This is a genomic window from Bacillus salitolerans, assembly GCF_042680805.1.
In the GTDB taxonomy this organism is placed as follows: Bacteria; Bacillota; Bacilli; order Bacillales; family SA4; genus Bacillus_CJ; species Bacillus_CJ salitolerans.
The window spans coordinates 121,949-141,033 of record NZ_JBHUEM010000052.1 but is presented as its reverse complement, the minus strand read 5'-3'; the positions used below and the strand labels follow the sequence as shown (position 1 = coordinate 141,033).

Here is a 19,085-nt window from a genome sequence, read left to right as displayed (position 1 = left end):
ACTACTACCTAGTACAAAAGCTAGGTGTTTTTTATATGCACATATTGATGCTAATGTACATTTTGGATGGCTTCACAACGCCGGGGAGTAGATTTGTAAACTACTGACCTCATCTTTGATACATCCTGGTCACGAAAAATGAATGTATTAAATTATGGTATAAAATCCAGTTTTAGGTAGAAAATATTTATTGTTATAAAATACAGAAACTAGGAGTGATCGTTATTTTTTATCATATTAAGGAATTACAGTATGATGCGAAACCTGATAAACCAGATCCTGTCTATGCAAAAAAATTGCAGGAAATATTAGGCGGCCAATTTGGAGAAATGAGTGTGATGATTCAATACTTATTTCAGGGCTGGAATTGTAGGGGCGAAAAAAAATATCGAGATATGTTGTTGGATATTGGTACAGAAGAAATTGCCCACTGTGAAATGCTTGCTACCATGATTGCAAAATTACTAGACGGCGCGCCAGTTAAAGAACAGGAAGAAGCCGCAAAAAATCCAATTATCCTTGCTGCGATGGGGGGGATGAATCCTCAGCACGCTATTGTTTCAGGTCTTGGGGCAAAGCCAGATGATAGTATGGGCTACCCATGGAATGCAAGATATACGATTGCAAGTGGAAATCTGTTAGCTGATTTCAGAGCCAATCTTAACGCTGAGTCACAAGGTCGACTGCAAGCAGTAAGGCTATATGAAATCACAAATGATCGTGGCGTTAAAGATATGCTCTCCTTCTTAATTGCTAGAGATACGATGCACCAAAATCAATGGATGGCTGCGATTGCAGAGTTAGAACAAAAAGAAGGATTCATTGTCCCGAATACCTTTAACCGTGAAAATGAAAAACAAGAGGTTTCACATTCATTTATGAACTTCTCAAAGGGCACAGAAAGTGCGGAAGGACGTTGGGCACAGGGTCCAAGCATGGATGGAACAGGAACATTTGAGTACATCGAAAACCCTGAAGCCATGGGGCAAATACCAACAATGACCCCACCACCGCCTTATATCCATGGTACACCGCCAGACTTTCATATACCACCAATGGAATAAACACATTGAGCACAAAATTAATCTGATTTTGTGCTCGATGTGTTTTTTTATAAGAAAACACCTTACTATTATAGTAATGAGAGATAGAGATTTTCCATTGAATTACTGATTGTTGTGTTCATTCTAGATATTTTTCATAAAGAAATAATCATTCTTCTAAGTCTGCCCATCTCTATAACTTAACCATTTTTTCTTCGACCTTTATTTCCATTTTTTGGCGTAAGTCTTTAGGATATTTCTTTTTAAAACAAATTCATGTGATATTCTTTGTCAAATTGCTTGCGGTAAAGGTGCCAGCCACTTTGACTCTCCTCAAAAAAAAGTAGAACCATTTCCATTGTATGGATAAGACCATACACTATTCCAATACCAGCAGTTAAAAGAAGTAAAGGAATCCCTGCTGTTATTCCAAAAAAACCTCCAACCACTATTGCTGTTCCAGATGCCAATAAAGTTAAGACAATATTATCGGTTAGAGATGGAAAGATTTGTCACCGTTTATTACATACATTGTAGTACCTGTTAATATTTCTAAACCCGGTAAACCCACAACTTCCTTCACTATTGTATTTCTAATTGTTTTAGCACGCACTTCCTTCTAAAAATTCTCCAGCAAGTTCTTGTTCTAATAATCCAAGACCTTTTCTTTATTCTATTTCTCTCCCAAGCATTATTTTAAGTAAGTTTGACTGTATGCTCCATAACTATCTTCCATTACTAAAAACAAGTCCACTAGGACAATAAAATTCACAGGGTTATTCCCCATATATACATATAAGTTTACTGCTGTTAAATCAACCTTATTTCTTAGGTAGGACTGTTTACTTTCAATTGACAAAAAAACCAGCCCAAAACAATTTGGACTGGTTCTACATACGATTATCTATCACAAATACTTCCGATGAATCCCCTTCCCATCATACGTAAACATGACTGGCTTATCTTCGACCTTCGTTTCCATGTGGACTGGTCCTCCCCATAGCTGATGAATATAGGGTAGAACCTTTTCTTAATATTTGAGGTCTAGCTCGATACCTTCATACCAGTGCTTTAAGTATAATTCACCTGTCTATAATAATCTCCATCGTTTACGGTAAGATCTCCGTTTCTATTTGAAATCCACATCTCTTCATCAGAATTTTTAGTTTTCAAATCCTTTTAGTATTGGTGTCCCGGGACAGTTACCTCCCCTGTGAACATTACTTTTGTTTGATTGGATATGAATTTAGAAAAAACTCTAGAAACATGCTCTTAAGGAAAATAATAATCTTAATCCATTCTCGAAGTTATCCAAGCATCATTTTCCTCAGGAGTTCTTTTCCAATATGAATAAATAACCCCTAAAAAAAGAACTGCTAATATTACTAACATTACTTTTGTTAAAAGAAAATAAGCCGCTTGATTAAATGCTAGTTGGTGTAGAGTAAAGCTTTTACCAGAGTTTAAAAATGCAATAATTAGACTTAAATATACTATCCTATGATGTTTTTTATAATAATTCTTTTAAGTGTAGTTATACTTACAATAAAAAATACTATTGAGAGAATGATGTAAATATACATTGGCACAAATTTTAAAGCTGACAATTTAATCACCTAAAAAAATATTCAACCCTGGCTGTTTCCTCATCATAAAAATACCCGGCATATCGAAACGGATTCGCTTCTCCCAGTAGTTCTCCATTTCCTGTAGTCGCTGTGCCTTCACTAGTTAAGGGTACCCCAAAAGCGTCGTACTTATAATAGACAACACGGTTCCCATTATGAAGAAAGAATCCATTGTCGCAAATTTCTTTTTAACATTTTTGCCCCAATTTGTGAAAGTAGGAGCAAATGCAATTCAACAATTAATAATTATGTGCGTTACTAATACACTACTATCTATTACTTGGTTTTCATTTATGTCTTTTTCATTAACTATTTACGATTATGCCTAATGTCTCCAAAAGTACAAAGGGTAATGAATAAGGCAACTGTCTTGTCTTAATTAATTTTGTTTAAAGCTCGCCATTAAAAAACAACATTAAACAGCTCTTTCAGTGCCCTTATTTACTCGTCAGCTAGCATCAATATAAATTTTTCTGCACTACCAATTATTATATTTATTTCAGGTATAATGAACTGAGTTGGTCATCTTGCAGACGCTCTTTTACTGCCTTATTAGATTCATAAGAGATTGAGTATTTTACAAATAGTTATTTGGTTTCACTCTAACTATTGGCCTCCATTTCTTCACCTCTTTCTCAGTATTATTATTCAAGGTTATTGCCTCTTTAATTGAAAAAGGATCGTCAATTGACGATCTCCATTGCTACTTTTGAGTCCCGGTACTTTAATTACATTTTTTATAATTTCCTCACTCAACTACACCATATTTCTCCATACTATCTAGAACTTAAATAAAATAATGAATGACAATTAAAAAGGCTATGCTTAGGATATATTCACATTTTTAACATCTAATCGATTTGGTATATTGCAAAAAAAATTAATTGCTATGATGATGGTTTTCTTCCGCAGTTATCGCATCAGCCTTGGTAACATGGACAGTCCCAAATGGATGGTTAGGTGGAGCATATATAGAGTAAAGCTTTAAAGGAACATTCCCTGTATTTGTAAGATTATGCCATGTTCCTGCTGGAATAAATATGGCATAATCATCAAACACATGTCTTTCAAAGTTTAAATTATTTCTATTCTTGCCCATTCGAACAATCCCCTGTCCCTGTTCAATTCGTAAAAATTGATCTACATCAGGATGCATTTCCAAACCAATATCATCTCCAACATCGATACTCATTAATGTAGTTTGTAAATGTGTTCCTGTCCATAAAGCAGTTCGAAACGTATTGTTTTGCTTTGTTACTTTATTGATATCAACCACAAACTGTTTTGATCCATAATCTTTTATAATTCTATTGCCCCTGGAAGAGCAATTACAAAACCATCTGCTTTCATAAGGAAGAGTCCAGAAATTAGGGTGACTGTTATAATAAAACATTGAAGCATTAAAATAATTAGGATATTGATATGAATACATATAAGGATTGCTATACATTTTTACCTCATTCCTTTCCTCATTTATAAAATTATCCTATGCATTTGTTTTGGAAATGTACTTTAATATTGGGAAACCTATCTCAAATTTAAACTTACTTTTGGAACTAAATGTAATGGAAAGCCAAAGAGATAAAACATAAGATAAGTTGATTCTATAATTCTATTTACATATATTTTTTACATATTTAAAATTGTGCAAATTAAAAAGAGAGACGAATCTCTCTTTTTTTAGAGTAACTTTTGAATGAGTATTACAACTCCTGCAAGGAGCCATACAAACACTCCAGGTCATATGTGAAAAAAAAACGATCTGGAATTGCTTATATTCATTCCTCTGGTTCCTTGCTTACAGCCTATTTGTTTTTCCATGTTTTCATCAACTTTAAAATGGGGAATATTTAAAGCTTATTAGTTATCCTGTCCATTGGATAATGACACCATCTACACTCTTAATATTAGTAAAGCCATTGCCCTTTAATATTTCTGCTGCTTGAAGACTTCGTTTTCCACTTCTACATAAAATGATTACTTTAGCATCTCTCGGAAGAGTTTTATAGTCAGTTTTAAATGTACTAAGGGGATAATTTTTCATTCCTTTTACATGTCCAGACTTGTATTCATGTTGCTCTCGTACATGAATAAATACGACACTTTCAGATTTTTGTTCTTGTAATCTTTTTTCTAATTCAGAAATAGAGATGGTTTCAATACTCTTCTTTTCTAAAAAAGTAAATCCAAGGTAAATGATTAGTAGAAACATAGGTATATATATTGCTAGGTTTTTTAAAAATTTGTGTTAGTCCACCTACCCAATAAGTTAGTGGAGTAAGAAGTCCCGTCCTACACCCGAAGACAGTAAAATTTCCTCCACCTAATAAACTCTTTGTTTAATCTATTTTTGCTCGATCAAAATAAACCTTTTGTGCTTCATTGACTAATAATATAATCTCATCAATTTCAATCTGTTCATCCTTCTCTAAAGCTGACTCTTCCAGTGCCAGGCGAAGCTGTGGTCCACCTCAGCCAATGCCCATCGCTAGACGAATGAATGCTTTTCACCTTCATCAAGAAGGTCCTGTGCTTCTTTGTTTATCTGCTTCATTGCTGCAGCCGTGACTTTAATCATAGCGCCCCCCTCCTTATAGAAGTAATATTTTTCATAATATCCCCGGTTTATAAAATATCTAACCAGATCTTTACAGCTGTTGCTGCGATTAGTATTACCAAGATAACCTGTAGTAATTTTGTATTCATTTTTTTCCCTGCCATTGCCCCTAATGGAGAAGCAATCAGGCTCGCGATAATCATAATAAAGGCTGGAAAATAATCAATTTGTCCTGTTGTAATTTTCCCTACGGTTGCCCCTATAGATGAGATAAACGTAATGGCTAGGGATGAAGCGATGGTCATTCTTGTTGGGATTTTTAATACAACCAACATTATCGGTACTAATAGAAACGCACCAGCTGCTCCAACAATACCTGCACCGGTTCCCACAATTAACGCTAAAATAGCTGCTAGCCATTTATTAAACTTCACTTGATCTAATGGAGTATCGTCAATTCCCTTTTTAGGGATAAACATCATGACAGCCGCAATCAATGCTAATATACCATAGATTAGATTAATACCGCCCTCTGTCATTAGCTTCGACCCGTATCCTCCAATAAAACTACCGATTAAAATACTTACTCCCATATAACCAATTAGTGATTTATTTAAGTATCCACCTTTGCGATATGCCCAGACACCACCGATTGTAGCAAAAAAAACTTGAATAGCACTTATTCCTGACACTTCATGCGCGGTAAAAGCTGCTAGCCCAAATAATGGTGGGATATAGAGTAGCATTGGATATTTAATAATCGATCCACCAATTCCAAGCATCCCAGAAATATATGATCCAATAAATCCAATTAAGAATATGGTAATGATAAATCCTATATCCATTGTGTTACCTCCTTTTGAAAAAGGGAACCCTTCCTAAGGCTCCCTTATTTATTAAGCTTTTTTAATCCAGAACTTTAATACATCATTTTCTTCCTCATGCTTTAAAAATTCATGACCTCCTGATTTTGCCCAAGCTGTCAGGTCGTTTCTTGCCCCTTTATCGGTAGCATGGATTTCTAAGATTTGACCCGATTCTAATTCATTGATCGCTTTCTTTGTTTTAACTATTGGCATTGGACATGCTAATCCTTTTGCATCTAATACTTTTGTTGCTTCCATTTGTTTAACCTCCAATATATTATAAATTGCTCTGTGACATTCAGATTTTGAATGTCACAGTCTACATGAATTCTGCTGGCGCAAACTTTTAATGTCTATGAAAGAACCTATCTCACCGCACAGCGGTTTGGTCCGATTTCCATTTCACGTTGTTTTTCTTCGTCAGGGTTGATTTTCCCCATGTTAGTTTCACGAATCTCCTGGTATGCATTTGGTTGTGGCGGTAGGTTTTCTGTTACTAGTTTTCTGAACTCATTTTCATCTTCAATGTTTAGACCGTGATTTTTCGCAAACAGTGTTCCTAATTTTTCTGATACACTGCCATCATTATTCAATTCATCAATAATCATGAAGTGTGCAGGTAGAACAACTTGATCTTCTGAAAGCTCTCTGTAGCGTGAATATAAGCTTTCTCTTAAATCTGCTACCCAATCCTCTGCCATTCCTGCAAGGTCAGGTCTTCCTATAGAATCAATGAATAAGATGTCTCCTGAAAGAAGGAACTTTTCATCTACAACAAATGATGTAGAACCAATTGTGTGTCCTGGAGAATATAGGGCATGAATATCAATCGCAGTATTTCCGATGGTTACTACATTACCGCCTACTAAAGCGTTGTATTCGAATGTCACTTCTGTTGCATCCTTTGGTGGTAACCAGTATGATGCACCTGTTTTCTCAGCAATCATTCTTCCACCTGAGATATGGTCAGCATGTAAGTGAGTGTCAAATACATGAGTGATTTTTGCTTGAATACTTTCAGCAAAGTCTAGATAAATATCAGTCATACGAGTAGCATCAATGATCGCAGCTTCACCGTTTGAAACGACCATGTAAGATAGACAGCCTTTACCGATACGAACAAACTGATAGACTTCACCTCCATCTTGTAAATCTCCGACTTTCACAGGCTCCAAATGCTCACTCCATGCTTTCATACCTCCCACTAAATAAGAGGTATTAAAACCATGCTCTACAAGCATTTCAGCCACCATTAAAGATGATCCTTCTTTTGCACAAACGACTAAGATTTCTTTGTCAGCTGGAATTTTGTCTAAGATTATTTCCACACCATCTAACAGTTCGAAATAAGGAATATTAAAATGATTAAAGTTCTTTCCTTCGATCTTCCAATCCTGAAAATCAGTTTCGTTACGAACATCTAGAATAAATAAATCCTCTTTGTTAAATATCTTTTTTGTTACTTCTTTTGAAGTCATTGCTTTTACAGCCATCCCTTTTACCCCCTATGGTATATATTAATATAAAAAAATTTAGTTCCTTCAGATTCTTCTACTTTAAGGATGTAATACTATTGGTTTTACCTGACCAAGCACTCATACCTGGTACAACATTAAAGACATGGTTAAATCCTTTCTCTGCTAACTTTTGAGCTGCAAAGTCACTTCTGTTTCCTGTACGGCATACAACAAAAATTTGATCATCTTTATTTATTTCATCTAAGTGTGCATCCAATTCTCCTAACGGGATTGAAATTGAGTTAGGGATATGATTGAACGCATACTCTGCTGCTTCTCTTACGTCAAGTACGATAAGGTTTTCATTTGCTTCTAGTTTCATTTGTAAATCTTCGTTACTTGCGACTTTAGGATGCTTTCTTTCAATAGCTTCATCATTTGATGATTTTCTTACAAAGTGCCTCAGAACATCTCCCTCTTCAAGCGTACCTAAATATTGATTCCCTGAACTTTTTGCCCATGCTTGAAGATCAGCCTTTGATCCTTTATCTGTTGCTCGCACCTCTAATACTTGCCCTGCCTCCAAATCATTTATAGCCTTTTTTGTCTTCACAATTGGCATTGGGCAAGCAAGCCCTTTTGCATCTAATACATAATTTGTTTTTAATTGTTCCATTATTAATTACCTCCTTTTTACCCGTATGGGTATATAGTTATTTTAAAAAATTTATTCTACTTTCCCTTCCCAATCTAACATACCACCTGTCATATTAATGACATGAAAGCCATAGCTTTCTAAGAATTGAGTTGCACGACCACTTCTAGCACCTGAACGACAAACCATGATATATTCTTTTGATTTATCTAGTTCACTCATGCGAAACTCTAATAACCCAAGTGGGATATGGAGAGCACCAAGAATTTTACCATTTGCAACTTCATCTACTTCTCTCACATCAATGATATTAAGTGGCTTTTCTTCTGTTAAAAGATTCTCGACTTCTTTAGCCGTATATTGTTTCATCTTTTAATCCTCCTTTTTATGATCTCCATGCGCTCATACCGCCTTTTACATTTGTTACATGTGCAAACCCGAGCTTCTTTAAAAACTTACTTGCTTTTTGACTTCTCATTCCACTTTGACAGATAACAACTACTTCTTTTTCTTTTGATAGTTCTTTTGTCGCTCCCCCAGCTAGTTGATGTAAGGGCAGATTTTTAAAACCTTTTATATGGTTACTCTTGTACTCTGAAGGTGTTCTAACATCAACAAATTGTTTATTTTTATCCTTTAATTCATTTTTTAAATCTAACGTTGTAATATGTCTAACACCTTTAGCTGGTAACATTCGATTTATAATGAAAAATAACATTACCAATAATAGATAATTGATATACTCTAACATTCTAAACCTCCATTAAGGGAGAATCGCCCCTATTGATCAGTTAGATAAACAAGTTTACGTTTCCTTCTTCTGCATCTGCTAAGTAAGCAGCTACACCAGCATACTCAATATTGTCTAATAGCTCTTCATTCGATAGTCCTAATAGATCCATTGTCATGGTACATGCAACAAGCTTTACTTCTTGTTCTTGTGCCATTTCGATTAAGTTAGATAGTGGCATTGCATTATGCTTTTTCATCACATCTTTAATCATTTTGGGACCGAATCCTGCAAAGTTCATTTTAGATAATCCCATTTTTTCGGCACCTCTTGGCATGATTTTGCCAAACATCTTTTCCATGAATCCTTTTTTCACTTGAATATCTTCATCTTTACGTAAAGCGTTCAAACCCCAAAATGTATGGAAAATAGTCACTTCATGATCATAAGCCGCTGCCCCGTTTGCAATAATATAAGCACCCATCGCTTTATCGTAATCTCCACTGAATAAAACTATTGTTGTCTTTTTCTTTTCACTCATCTTCAAATTCCTCCATTTTCCATTAATTACCCATATGGGTATATTTAAAGATAAAAAAAATTAGTTCTGTATTTACCATTACCCCTAAGGGTATATTATATCATTTAAAAAAAGGTATCAACCCTTTTTTATTATCTACTTTTAACTAGCAGATTTACTGCTTCCTTGATTAAATCATTAGCATTCTGCCCTTTATTTTCGGCCTCCAGTACACATTCAACGAGATTTGTGCTTACTACAACCCCAACAGTACGATCTACTGCTGAACGGACGGCTGACAATTGTGTTATAACCTCTTTACAATCCTTGCCTTCTTCCATCATTCTAAGAATTCCACGAAGTTGGCCTTCCATTCTTTTGACTCTATTTTTCATTTGTTCACTGTACTCCATCTTCCTTCCTCCTTTCTATTTGATTGCTATATCGGAATGAGGATTTACAATATTATGTCCTACTACTTGAAGTCTTCGTAAACAGCGAATACCAACCTTCTTTTTTCTAGATGATTGGATACAATTAAAATTATACTATGATTTGGAATTTCTTCATAATATCTTTTAAGGTAAGCAATCGGAATATAAACAGCTCCTCGTTACCGGACTATTATATGATTCGTTATAGTATCTTACATCTAATAAAACATATGAATCTTTTTCTTGAATTTCTTCAAACATTGGAGCCTTCCATCGGGATAGTTCACGTTTATATGATGAATAAAAATGGTACTGATATACCTAATATTAGGAGTGACATGGCGCCACCTCAAATACTGTGAAAATATTTACTACACAGTTAATATTATACCCCTATAGGTATAATGTCAAGAGGCTGGATAAGGATACTGTATTTAGGGTTTATGGAGTAGTGTGCTTTTGCGGTATGCTGCTTGCTCATCATCTCGAACATCAATTATGTTTATTTTTCTCATACCTCCAGAAAAACATCAGAATACTTGACTGTGTAATCATGATTTTCCTACTTGAGAAGAAAAGCATTACAAGTCCTAATTCTTACATCAGGCTCATATTTGTATCATAGAATCACTTCTCAAATTAGTGGTCCTTTTGTTTAAAAATATAACCAATAATTTGAATGTGATTCTTACTTATATAATCAAAAAAGACCACGGAAATCCTCTCCGCAGTCTCTCATATCTTTAGTTTCCAAAACCCTACTTACTTTTATTAATCACATTTATTAAGCGGTCTTCAATATCTTTCGCTAAGTTTTGGATTTCCTCATTATCAACTAATCTAATAAGGGCCGTAGGCTTTGGCATACCAATTTTTGTTGTTTCATGATCTTTGTAAACCACAATTTTACAAGGAAGAAAATATCCTACTAATAAGTTCTCATTCAAAACACGCTGTGCCTCATGTGGGTTACAAACCTCAAGGACCATATAATCATGATTAAATTCAAGCCCTTTTTCCTGTAGCTTACTTTTAATATCAAACTGCCAAAGGACACCAAAATGCTCATCCTTTAAATTGGTCTCAAGGCTTAGAATAGCCTCATTAATACTCTTATCAGTTTTAACTGTGTAGTCAAACATTAGATCACTCCTTTTTTGAAAACTAGGAATATTATTCCCAAAAGACATTTTTGTAGCATAAACAAATACTCTTGTTATACCTATACCCATATATCTATTTAATTGTAAAATTATTTATTCTTGTATTACAAACAAAAAAACTAAGTTCGAATGTAGCCAACATTGCAATTTAACAAATACTAGTACTTTCCGTGGGTAAGATTCCACAGCTAAGAAGTCAGATTAACTATAATACTGGCTTTGCCTAATAGGCTTCCATGCCCACCACTCCAAGTAAAACATAGTTTGAGAGAGGGCTCAATTTATGCAATTTTCTAATATTGTCTACGACACCTTGTAGTGTCTGATATTCAATACCACTATGAATTATTTTTCGGTTATACCAACCTTCAATATACTGAAATAGAGCTAGATTAGCTGATTTAAAATCAATGTATGTGACAAGATTGAATTCTTCCTTCTTTAGTATGGCATGAAATGATTCAATACAGGGCATTATCATATGATCTGCCCTTTTTTACTAGAGGATTGGATGATTATCTAGATTTACGGTCGTTTTGAAATTCTTCACTTGGATTTTGTGTTTGATAACCGTTTTCTAAAGCTGTTTTTACTAAATCAGTCGTCTTCTTACCTCCAAAGGAATTACCAACAATCTTTTTTGAATGTAGATCCTTGACAGAAGCAAGATAACACCAGCCATCACTTAGTGTGTTGATATACGTGATGGCTGTGAACTATTTTTCAAATGACTAAATATAAAACCATCCCAAAACAACTTGGACTGGTTCTACATATGATTATCTATCACAAATACTTCCGATGAATCCCCTTCCCGTTATACGTAAACATTACCGGTTTTTCTTCGAGCACAGTTTCCATATGAACTGGTCTTCCCCATAGCTGATGAATATAGGGTAGAACCTTTTCTAAATATTTGAGGTCTAGTTCGATACCCTCGTACCAGTGCTTTAAGTATAATTCCCCGGTCTTTAAGTAATCTCCATCGTTTACGGTAATATACGGGAAGCCCCCGTTTACAAAGTTAATTGTTTCATTGAAATCTCATCCAGATGATTGAGTAATAGTTTATCTAAATATCTAAAAAATGGAGGGGCACGAGACATTATAATTTGCATAAGAAAAAAAGTATGTCTTTCTATGGATTGTTTGGTTTGGCGACTCTACACAATACCAACAAAAAGGCATACTTTATTGTATTTTATAAATTATTTTATTTTTAGCTTTTGAAAGAGTCATCGCATATCAATTTCGTTCTTCTGGTTTTTTCCACATTCTAAAAGATGACCATATGAATCGTCCCAAGGAGATGGTCTCCTCTCCTTGGTTTACTGAAAGAAATTTATATAGATTAAGATTGTAACTAATATTAGTAAAAGTGGGATAACTATTTTTAATTTCTGTTTCCAAATATTCTTCTCTGTATAATCACCCACAAAATATGAATAGATACTCGATATCAAAAAAGCAATTATAAAGAAATATATGATCTCGTACATGTTATCAATAAATAAAAGTTTATCTATTCGAGGAAAGAAATGCCTGCTAATAAAAAAAAGTGATAATGTAAATAAAAACAAAACAAAGATCATTATTGTAGGAACATTATTCTTTTTTTCATTTTGTAAATGTACAAATAAAAAATAAAAGCATAAGATTAGTGAAAATAAAGAAAAGCCAACATCAATAAATACTTTACCCATAATTTCCCTCTTCTATTTATTGTAATTCATAAGTTGGTTACAACCTTCTGAGATACCATATCCTACAACTGCTCCTATTAAATTATTTTATATTAAGGTTTTGAAAGAGCCATCACCTAGCAATTTCGTTCTTCTCTTCCACATTCTTAAAACTGACTGAAGGAACCGATTGTCTCTGTTACACCAAAAGAATTAGTGAGAGAAAATAAGTATGTTAAATCAGTATATCTACAATTAAATGAGCTAATAAAAGGTTCAGAATTTGACAACAATCGTTTATATTCACTACCTTCAAACATAAAATTAGGAGTAGAATATATTATTTTTTTAGTAAAGCAGAAGACGGTACACTTTACTTATCAACAAGGAAAGACAGTGTTATAAAAAAGAAAGTTAAATGATCAGGTAATATTATCTCACAACTTAAGTAATCTATATGTGAAAGTTTCTCCTGAGTCGGGAAACTTTTTTTTATTTTTTGATTTCTTTTTCCTTATTCCCTCCAACATTTGTTAAATTTATCCAAATTGTTTCTTTGTAGCTAATGTTGCCGGTAACTACATACTGTTTTGTTGATTGGGTAATTTTAGTTTTTGAAATTGAAATTCTCCATGTCCGAACTAATACTTCCTCGCATTTGCTACTATTCTATATGATCAAAACAAATGAGGTATTTCATCTCCTTCCCCTTATGTTAAGTGCAACGTTAGCCTTAAGATTTAAAATGATATAATAACATTTGAAAACAACAGATGAGATAATCACTCTCGACAAGAAAATTCGAGTGTTAATGACAAAAAGCGTGAGGAAGGTAAACCTTTTTAAAGTGGCTCTATAGAAGTGAGCGAGCGCCATTATCTATCGTTTAGTGGAGACAGCAAAGGAAAATAAATTAAATCCATACTATTACCTTCACTATCTATTTGATCAACTTCCCAATATGGATCTGACAAAAGTAGAAGAACTTGATCAACTACTTCCTTGGTCTATGACTCTACCAATTACCTGTAGAATATTCAAAAAGATATCTAAATAATAAATGATCCCCATCAGTATTCATAGCTGGGGATCATTTTACGCTTACTTCTATACATGCTCATTTTTAGGGTAAATGTAATGAAAAAAGCACCAAGAACTGCCTAGTCCACTACTAGGCAGTTAAACAATGATTTATATTTCACAAATACTTCCGATGAATCCCCTTCCCATCATACGTAAACATGACTGGTTTATCTTCGAGCACAGTCTCCATATGAACTGGTCTTCCCCATAGCTGGTGAATATAGGGTAGAACCTTTTCTAAATATTTGAGGTCTAGTTCGATACCCTCGTACCAGTGCTTTAAGTATAATTCACCGGTCTTTAAGTAATCTCCGTCATTAACCGTAATATACGGGAAGCCGCCGTTTACACGCATGTTGATTAATTGATCGCGAACTTGCTCCCACTCTTTATCGACGATTTTGTAGTCTTTGCCTTGTTTTTGGAATAGGTACATATCTTCACGCATGACAAGATCTTTTGTTAAGTAGTTTCGTAGGAATGAAATGTCTGATTCTACTTCGCGAACCTCAAACATTTTCTCTCGACCTGAACCTGGTTTTGCCCCGTACCGCTGCATTTCATCAGTTGGATTATCCCAGCGTTTTTCGATGTCTTCGAACATTTTAAAACCTAGATAATACGGATTGATGCTCGTTTTGGATGGCTGAACAACACCAGCGTTTAGTTTAGCGAATTCGATGACTTCATCGGAGGTTAAGTCCATTTCGCGTAGGATGCGGCCGTGCCAGTAGGAAGCCCAGCCTTCGTTTTTCTAAGGAGCTTTTTTAGCCAAGGTAAAAACTAATACTGTTGCGCATGTATTTTTACAATTAGAAAAGGAGGGGGGGCTCTCCTTTTCAACTTCAACCATTCATCAAAATTTAATGGTATTCAAATCTCTATTTAGAATTCCTGTCATGGGACCTGTTCCCGTGAATCTCACGTTGTTTGATTGAGTGTTTATGCATTGATATGGATTCAGTAAAAACTTAGAAACATGCACTAAAGGATAATAATTATTTTATTTATTAGTTTTTAGTCTATCTTTTAATCCTTGATCAATAACTGCTTCAGGGCTTTTTCTAATTAATTCTCGAATCATTTTTTTATTTCGAAAGAAGAGAAACCGAATGGTACTGTCATCTTTCTTAACTAATGTATAAATCGGAAAGAATTTACTTTTTGTGCCTAATATATATTTTATCTCTTTATAAATCCAATGTTCTGTTTTATTAAAAATTGTTTGTAAAACGATTTGTTCTTCTTCAAAAGTTACTTTTTGAAATTTTCTAAATAACACAACAATACCAAAGAAAAAACAAACCGAGGTTAAAATTATTCCAATTGTGAATAAAAACCAATTACTATTGAGGTAATCTCTAACTATAAAAAATATAGAAATTATGCCTAATGTTAGTAGTTCGATTCCAAATAATCTTGTTGTATAAAATACCATATTTACTCCTAAATTATCATTCTAGATATTTATAGATATCACTTTGAGTTTTTGAAATTTGGTAACAAAAATATTTAGTTAAACCAACCCCTACCATTAATACCGAGCCTTCAAATAATAATTAGCGGTTTCCTCGTTATAAAAATACCCCACATATCGAAATGGATTCGCTTCTCTTAGTAATAAGCCATTTCCTGTTGTTACTGTACCTTCAATTGTTAAGGGTACCCCAACTGTGTCGTATTTATAATAAAACTGATCTATGGATTTCCAAATAAACATTTATTTTTTCGTTCAGTTATATTTAATTACGTGAAGAAAAATTTTAGAATAAACGCAAGAACAGTAATTATACCAAAGGCAACTGATACTACAACTACTAAGTTTCGAATGGTTTCCCTTACAATATTATTTCCTTTCCTATACAATCTAATATAAAAAAATAAAAAGCCAATCGGTATTAAAGAGGCAAAAAAAACACCTAGTATTGCATTCTTAACATTTAAATGTAGCATTAACAACATTCCATATCCACTTACCATAGTTGGATATAAAATGTATTTCCTCATTTCTTGACTAGATTGTTTTATTCCGAAATAAAAAATTGGAATTAGGATTAACATAAAAAAAATAAATATCAATTTTATTTTACCTCCGTAATTATTGTAATCCAAATATTTCTGAAGGTGCCAAGTCATCTTCTTTAGCAAAATGTGCACCAACTCCTGCAACTGCTCCAATTAATGACCAAACAGCATTATCTAAAACACTTGCCTGCTAATTAAATCCTGTTAAGCTCTGATGTTTTTCATAATAAAAACCAACATCAGAGATTAACCCAATACCAAAAAAATCCAAAACCTTTAGATAAATTAGTGGCCAAGCCTACTTTACTGATTCTTGTGTCATTTAGTCGCGTTAACCCATGTGCCTCAGTTAAATTTGTTTCAAAATTGTGGAAAATCCTGGTTCTAGAGTTGTTTACTCTTAAGTCCAAACTAGGAGTAACTCGATCTGCTAACCAAGTTGCGGCAGCTGTTCCAGCTGGCACAGTAAGATCTTCTACTTTTGTACTTTGTGAAGATTGATTCCTATTTTTTCTACTTCTTTCCCAAGCATTATTTAAGTAAGTTTGACTGTATGTTCCATAACTAGCTTCCCTTGCTGGAACAAGTCTACTGGGATCAATAAAATTCACAGGGCTATTCCCTGCATATACATATAGGTTTATAAAAGGAAGAACCTCCCACTATCCGGATTATAATAGTGAGCTTCAAAATATCTAAAAAATGGAGGAGCACGACATTCTGATTAGCATAAGAAAAAAATATGTCCTTCAATGGATTGTTTGGTTGGCGAATCTAAACAATACCAACTAAAAGGCATACTTTTGGTGATTATGTTGTTGAAAAAGCCATCACAAGCAGTTTTGTTATTCTTCCCCAAATTCTCAAATCTGCCCGAATGAAACCTCACTATGGTATTTTTGATCCATCTCAAATGGATTAATTTATTATAAGAAAAATGAATAAAGGAATTGCTAATGGAATTACTAGAAAATAGCTTGTCCCAAACTTAAGAACAATTAGTGTACCAATTAAAAAATAAATTAATATAAAAATACTCTTCTTAACTCGTTCTTTTCTGTTTCCCCTCTCTAATAATAAAAAAAACATTGTTCCAAATCCAAAACTAAAAGAAGCAATTGCAATATATAAGTTATAATCTTTTAATAATCCAAAAGCTAGTGGGGAAATACCAAATAAAAATAATACTATTATTATCTTAAATAATTGTTTCACACTTTCACTCCCAAATAATAAAAGAGGTTGGCTGTCCCTGAGCCAGGGGCAGCGACTTCATTATTTCCAGGCAATCAAGAATTTTGCATGTAGATTAGTTGCAAAAAAAGAGCTAAGGCATAACCAGCAATTTTCGCTAGTTGTGCCTTTTTGCAATCAAAACTTCCGATTGACCCCAATTCGAACCGCCTCTATTGTATTTATGGTATTATGGTGTTTTTATTTTTGAGAAAACTTGATATATATTTTTTCAGAAATTGTTGCTATAAATATTGTTACTATCATTAGTAATACAAAATAAGGAATTAAAATACCTTCTATAATATACTGATCGACTGTTAAGCCTAATGCAAAGCCGTATCCAAATACTACAAAAGCATATTTTCTAAATTTTAAATACGATTTTTCCTCTTTCCACAAGACATTTTTTAAATACAGTGTACTCGAGATAATTAATAAAATTATATAAATATAAGCAGGTTTAATATACAATTTATCATCCACCTTTAAGATTTATCGAGGAAGATATAATGCAGGATATATAATCGGTTGTTGATTTTCCATTGTTCTTAACAATTCTATACTATATCTTGTTCCTAATTTGTCTTTAAGTACATAGTCATTAAAAGCAGATAATCCTATCCCTGCAATAAATCCTCCTGGACCAAACAGTACAGAAGTTCCAACAATTAATATGGTATCGATTGTTGTAAGAACTGGATCGTCGCCAAAAACAAAATAACTAAGTAATACTTCCATTGCATCTCCTGCACTACCTGGCAGCTTTTTAAGTAGACCTGCTTTTAAGAAATCCATTAAATATTCTTGATTTAGATCAGATATTACAACTTTAACTGCTTCCTTACTAATCAGGGTAGTTAATTTTCCACCTGTACCCGCAATAATGCCTGCGGTTGTATTAGAAGTTTTAATTGGTAATAATCCCTTTTTTTCTCCCTGTTCTCCTTTCCTAGTACTTTCTACTGCTCTTTCCATTTCTCTTTCATGGTGTTCAATTCTAGCCTTATGTTGATCATTTTCATTAATTTTCAGATAAAACAATCCACTTGGATCAATAAATCTCACAGGGTTATTCCCCGCATAGACGTATAAATTGGCAGATGGCAACAAATCCCTCGTCAAAAATCTTCCATTCTCAGGATTATAATACCGAGCCTTCAAATAATAATTAGCGGTTTCCTCGTCATAAAAATACCCCACATATCGAAATGGATTCGCTTCTCTTAGTAGTTCGCCATTTCCTGTTGTTGCTGTGCCTTCACTTGTTAAGGGTACCCCAAATGCGTCGTATTTATAATAGACAACGCGGTTCCCATTTGAATCTCTGAGTTCTACTACATCACTATGGCTGTTTCGGATGTAATAGTAGGTCCTCTTTGTTGTCCCTGTATGGTCCGTCATACTGACTAATGTTCCAGATACTGTACGTGTGAAACTATATTTGAGCTTGTCGGTTTCATCCGTGATGTAAGACAGTTCTCCGGCAGAGTAGAAGTATTTTTCGGTTTTGCTTGGTGTTGTTTTCTTTGTACGCAGTCCTTCATGATTATACTCATATCTTGCTACAAGAGAGTCTGACAATGTGTTGACTTCGACTAGTTGATTTGCTGGATTGTACTGGTATTGAAAGCGGTCGTCTTGAAGTAGGTTTCCATTAGCATCGTATTGAAACGGGATTCCATTAACAGACACGAGTTCATTTGCGGCATTATACTGATAGGTTGATACGACTGTGTTGAAACTCTTCTTCGCTGTGCGGTTGTTTAAAAGACCGTAAGTGCCTGTGTATTCATAGGAGAAGCTGTATGAAATAACATTGTTTGGATCATAGTGAACTTCTTTTAGGAGGCGGTTAGCTGTGTCATAATTATATTCAATTCGACTTCCTCCACCTGAGATCACTTCCGTTCTGTTACCGTTATCATCGTATTTTATTCTAAGAAGATAGGTACCTTTCAAATCGAAATATAGTATTATTTTATAGTTAAATTGTTTCATTGAAATCT

18 protein-coding genes and 6 pseudogenes are annotated in these 19,085 nt (G+C 34.0%); 2 read left to right on the top strand and 22 right to left on the bottom strand.

Going from position 1 to position 19,085, the window contains the following annotated elements:
• Positions 1–224 precede the first annotated feature (224 nt).
• Positions 225–1,064 (top strand): manganese catalase, encoded by an 840-nt coding sequence (locus ACFSCX_RS21160; protein WP_377930391.1) that lies wholly within the window; start codon positions 225–227, stop codon positions 1,062–1,064.
• 886 nt (positions 1,065–1,950) lie between these two features.
• Here ACFSCX_RS21160 and ACFSCX_RS21155 read toward each other — a convergent pair.
• The 14 genes and pseudogenes from ACFSCX_RS21155 to ACFSCX_RS21090 form a co-directional block, all read right to left on the bottom strand.
• A pseudogene (locus ACFSCX_RS21155) lies at positions 1,951–2,162 on the bottom strand (stage V sporulation protein R); the annotation flags it as partial.
• 1,389 nt (positions 2,163–3,551) lie between these two features.
• Positions 3,552–4,121 carry a cupin domain-containing protein gene (locus tag ACFSCX_RS21150; protein ID WP_465252676.1) on the bottom strand — a complete coding sequence of 190 codons (570 nt, stop codon included), beginning with the start codon at positions 4,119–4,121 and terminating at the stop codon, positions 3,552–3,554.
• Positions 4,122–4,535: 414 nt separating this feature from the next.
• Complete coding sequence (locus tag ACFSCX_RS21145) at positions 4,536–4,883, bottom strand: rhodanese-like domain-containing protein (RefSeq protein ID WP_377930244.1); 348 nt, start codon at positions 4,881–4,883, stop codon at positions 4,536–4,538.
• Between the two features lie 413 nt (positions 4,884–5,296).
• Positions 5,297–6,073, bottom strand: coding sequence for a sulfite exporter TauE/SafE family protein (locus ACFSCX_RS21140; protein ID WP_377930243.1), 777 nt, complete (start codon positions 6,071–6,073; stop codon positions 5,297–5,299).
• A 51-nt stretch (positions 6,074–6,124) separates the two neighbouring features.
• Positions 6,125–6,352 (bottom strand): sulfurtransferase TusA family protein, encoded by a 228-nt coding sequence (locus ACFSCX_RS21135; protein ID WP_377930242.1) that lies wholly within the window; start codon positions 6,350–6,352, stop codon positions 6,125–6,127.
• Positions 6,353–6,459: 107 nt separating this feature from the next.
• Positions 6,460–7,603, bottom strand: a pseudogene (locus tag ACFSCX_RS21130) (MBL fold metallo-hydrolase).
• Positions 7,604–7,645: 42 nt separating this feature from the next.
• Positions 7,646–8,227, bottom strand: coding sequence for a sulfurtransferase TusA family protein (locus tag ACFSCX_RS21125; RefSeq protein WP_377930241.1), 582 nt, complete (start codon positions 8,225–8,227; stop codon positions 7,646–7,648).
• A gap of 51 nt (positions 8,228–8,278) precedes the next feature.
• Complete coding sequence (locus ACFSCX_RS21120; RefSeq protein ID WP_377930240.1) at positions 8,279–8,575, bottom strand: rhodanese-like domain-containing protein; 297 nt, start codon at positions 8,573–8,575, stop codon at positions 8,279–8,281.
• A 16-nt stretch (positions 8,576–8,591) separates the two neighbouring features.
• On the bottom strand, positions 8,592–8,957 hold the full coding sequence (locus ACFSCX_RS21115; RefSeq protein ID WP_377930239.1) for a rhodanese-like domain-containing protein: 366 nt from the start codon (positions 8,955–8,957) through the stop codon (positions 8,592–8,594).
• Between the two features lie 40 nt (positions 8,958–8,997).
• A complete protein-coding gene (locus ACFSCX_RS21110; RefSeq protein ID WP_377930238.1) occupies positions 8,998–9,477 on the bottom strand; it encodes a DsrE/DsrF/DrsH-like family protein in 480 nt (159 codons plus the stop codon).
• Positions 9,478–9,608: 131 nt separating this feature from the next.
• Positions 9,609–9,869: a metal-sensitive transcriptional regulator gene (locus ACFSCX_RS21105; protein ID WP_377930237.1), complete on the bottom strand. Its 261-nt coding sequence runs from the start codon at positions 9,867–9,869 to the stop codon at positions 9,609–9,611.
• 779 nt (positions 9,870–10,648) lie between these two features.
• Complete coding sequence (locus tag ACFSCX_RS21100) at positions 10,649–11,032, bottom strand: DUF302 domain-containing protein (RefSeq protein ID WP_377930236.1); 384 nt, start codon at positions 11,030–11,032, stop codon at positions 10,649–10,651.
• 322 nt (positions 11,033–11,354) lie between these two features.
• A pseudogene (locus tag ACFSCX_RS21095) lies at positions 11,355–11,760 on the bottom strand (transposase); the annotation flags it as partial.
• A gap of 79 nt (positions 11,761–11,839) precedes the next feature.
• Positions 11,840–12,073, bottom strand: a pseudogene (locus tag ACFSCX_RS21090) (stage V sporulation protein R); the annotation flags it as partial.
• 1,527 nt (positions 12,074–13,600) lie between these two features.
• On the opposite strand from ACFSCX_RS21090, the pseudogene ACFSCX_RS21085 reads away from it, so the two are divergent.
• Positions 13,601–13,792 (top strand): annotated as a pseudogene (locus tag ACFSCX_RS21085) (transposase domain-containing protein); the annotation flags it as partial.
• Positions 13,793–13,933: 141 nt separating this feature from the next.
• Here ACFSCX_RS21085 and ACFSCX_RS21080 read toward each other — a convergent pair.
• The 8 genes and pseudogenes from ACFSCX_RS21080 to ACFSCX_RS21045 form a co-directional block, all read right to left on the bottom strand.
• Positions 13,934–14,569: pseudogene (locus tag ACFSCX_RS21080) on the bottom strand (SpoVR family protein); the annotation flags it as partial.
• 252 nt (positions 14,570–14,821) lie between these two features.
• Entirely contained in the window at positions 14,822–15,256 is a 435-nt protein-coding gene (locus ACFSCX_RS21075; protein ID WP_377930235.1) for a hypothetical protein, read from the bottom strand.
• Positions 15,257–15,352: 96 nt separating this feature from the next.
• On the bottom strand, positions 15,353–15,538 hold the full coding sequence (locus ACFSCX_RS21070; RefSeq protein WP_377930234.1) for a hypothetical protein: 186 nt from the start codon (positions 15,536–15,538) through the stop codon (positions 15,353–15,355).
• Between the two features lie 26 nt (positions 15,539–15,564).
• On the bottom strand, positions 15,565–15,897 hold the full coding sequence (locus ACFSCX_RS21065) for a hypothetical protein (protein ID WP_377930233.1): 333 nt from the start codon (positions 15,895–15,897) through the stop codon (positions 15,565–15,567).
• A gap of 185 nt (positions 15,898–16,082) precedes the next feature.
• A complete protein-coding gene (locus ACFSCX_RS21060; protein WP_377930232.1) occupies positions 16,083–16,454 on the bottom strand; it encodes a hypothetical protein in 372 nt (123 codons plus the stop codon).
• A 307-nt stretch (positions 16,455–16,761) separates the two neighbouring features.
• Positions 16,762–17,058 carry a hypothetical protein gene (locus tag ACFSCX_RS21055; protein ID WP_377930231.1) on the bottom strand — a complete coding sequence of 99 codons (297 nt, stop codon included), beginning with the start codon at positions 17,056–17,058 and terminating at the stop codon, positions 16,762–16,764.
• Between the two features lie 219 nt (positions 17,059–17,277).
• A complete protein-coding gene (locus ACFSCX_RS21050) occupies positions 17,278–17,550 on the bottom strand; it encodes a hypothetical protein (RefSeq protein WP_377930230.1) in 273 nt (90 codons plus the stop codon).
• A gap of 21 nt (positions 17,551–17,571) precedes the next feature.
• The gene (locus ACFSCX_RS21045; RefSeq protein ID WP_377930229.1) at positions 17,572–19,077 is read right to left on the bottom strand and encodes an RHS repeat domain-containing protein; all 1,506 of its coding nucleotides are present in this window, start codon (positions 19,075–19,077) and stop codon (positions 17,572–17,574) included.
• Between the last annotated feature and the right edge of the window lie 8 nt (positions 19,078–19,085).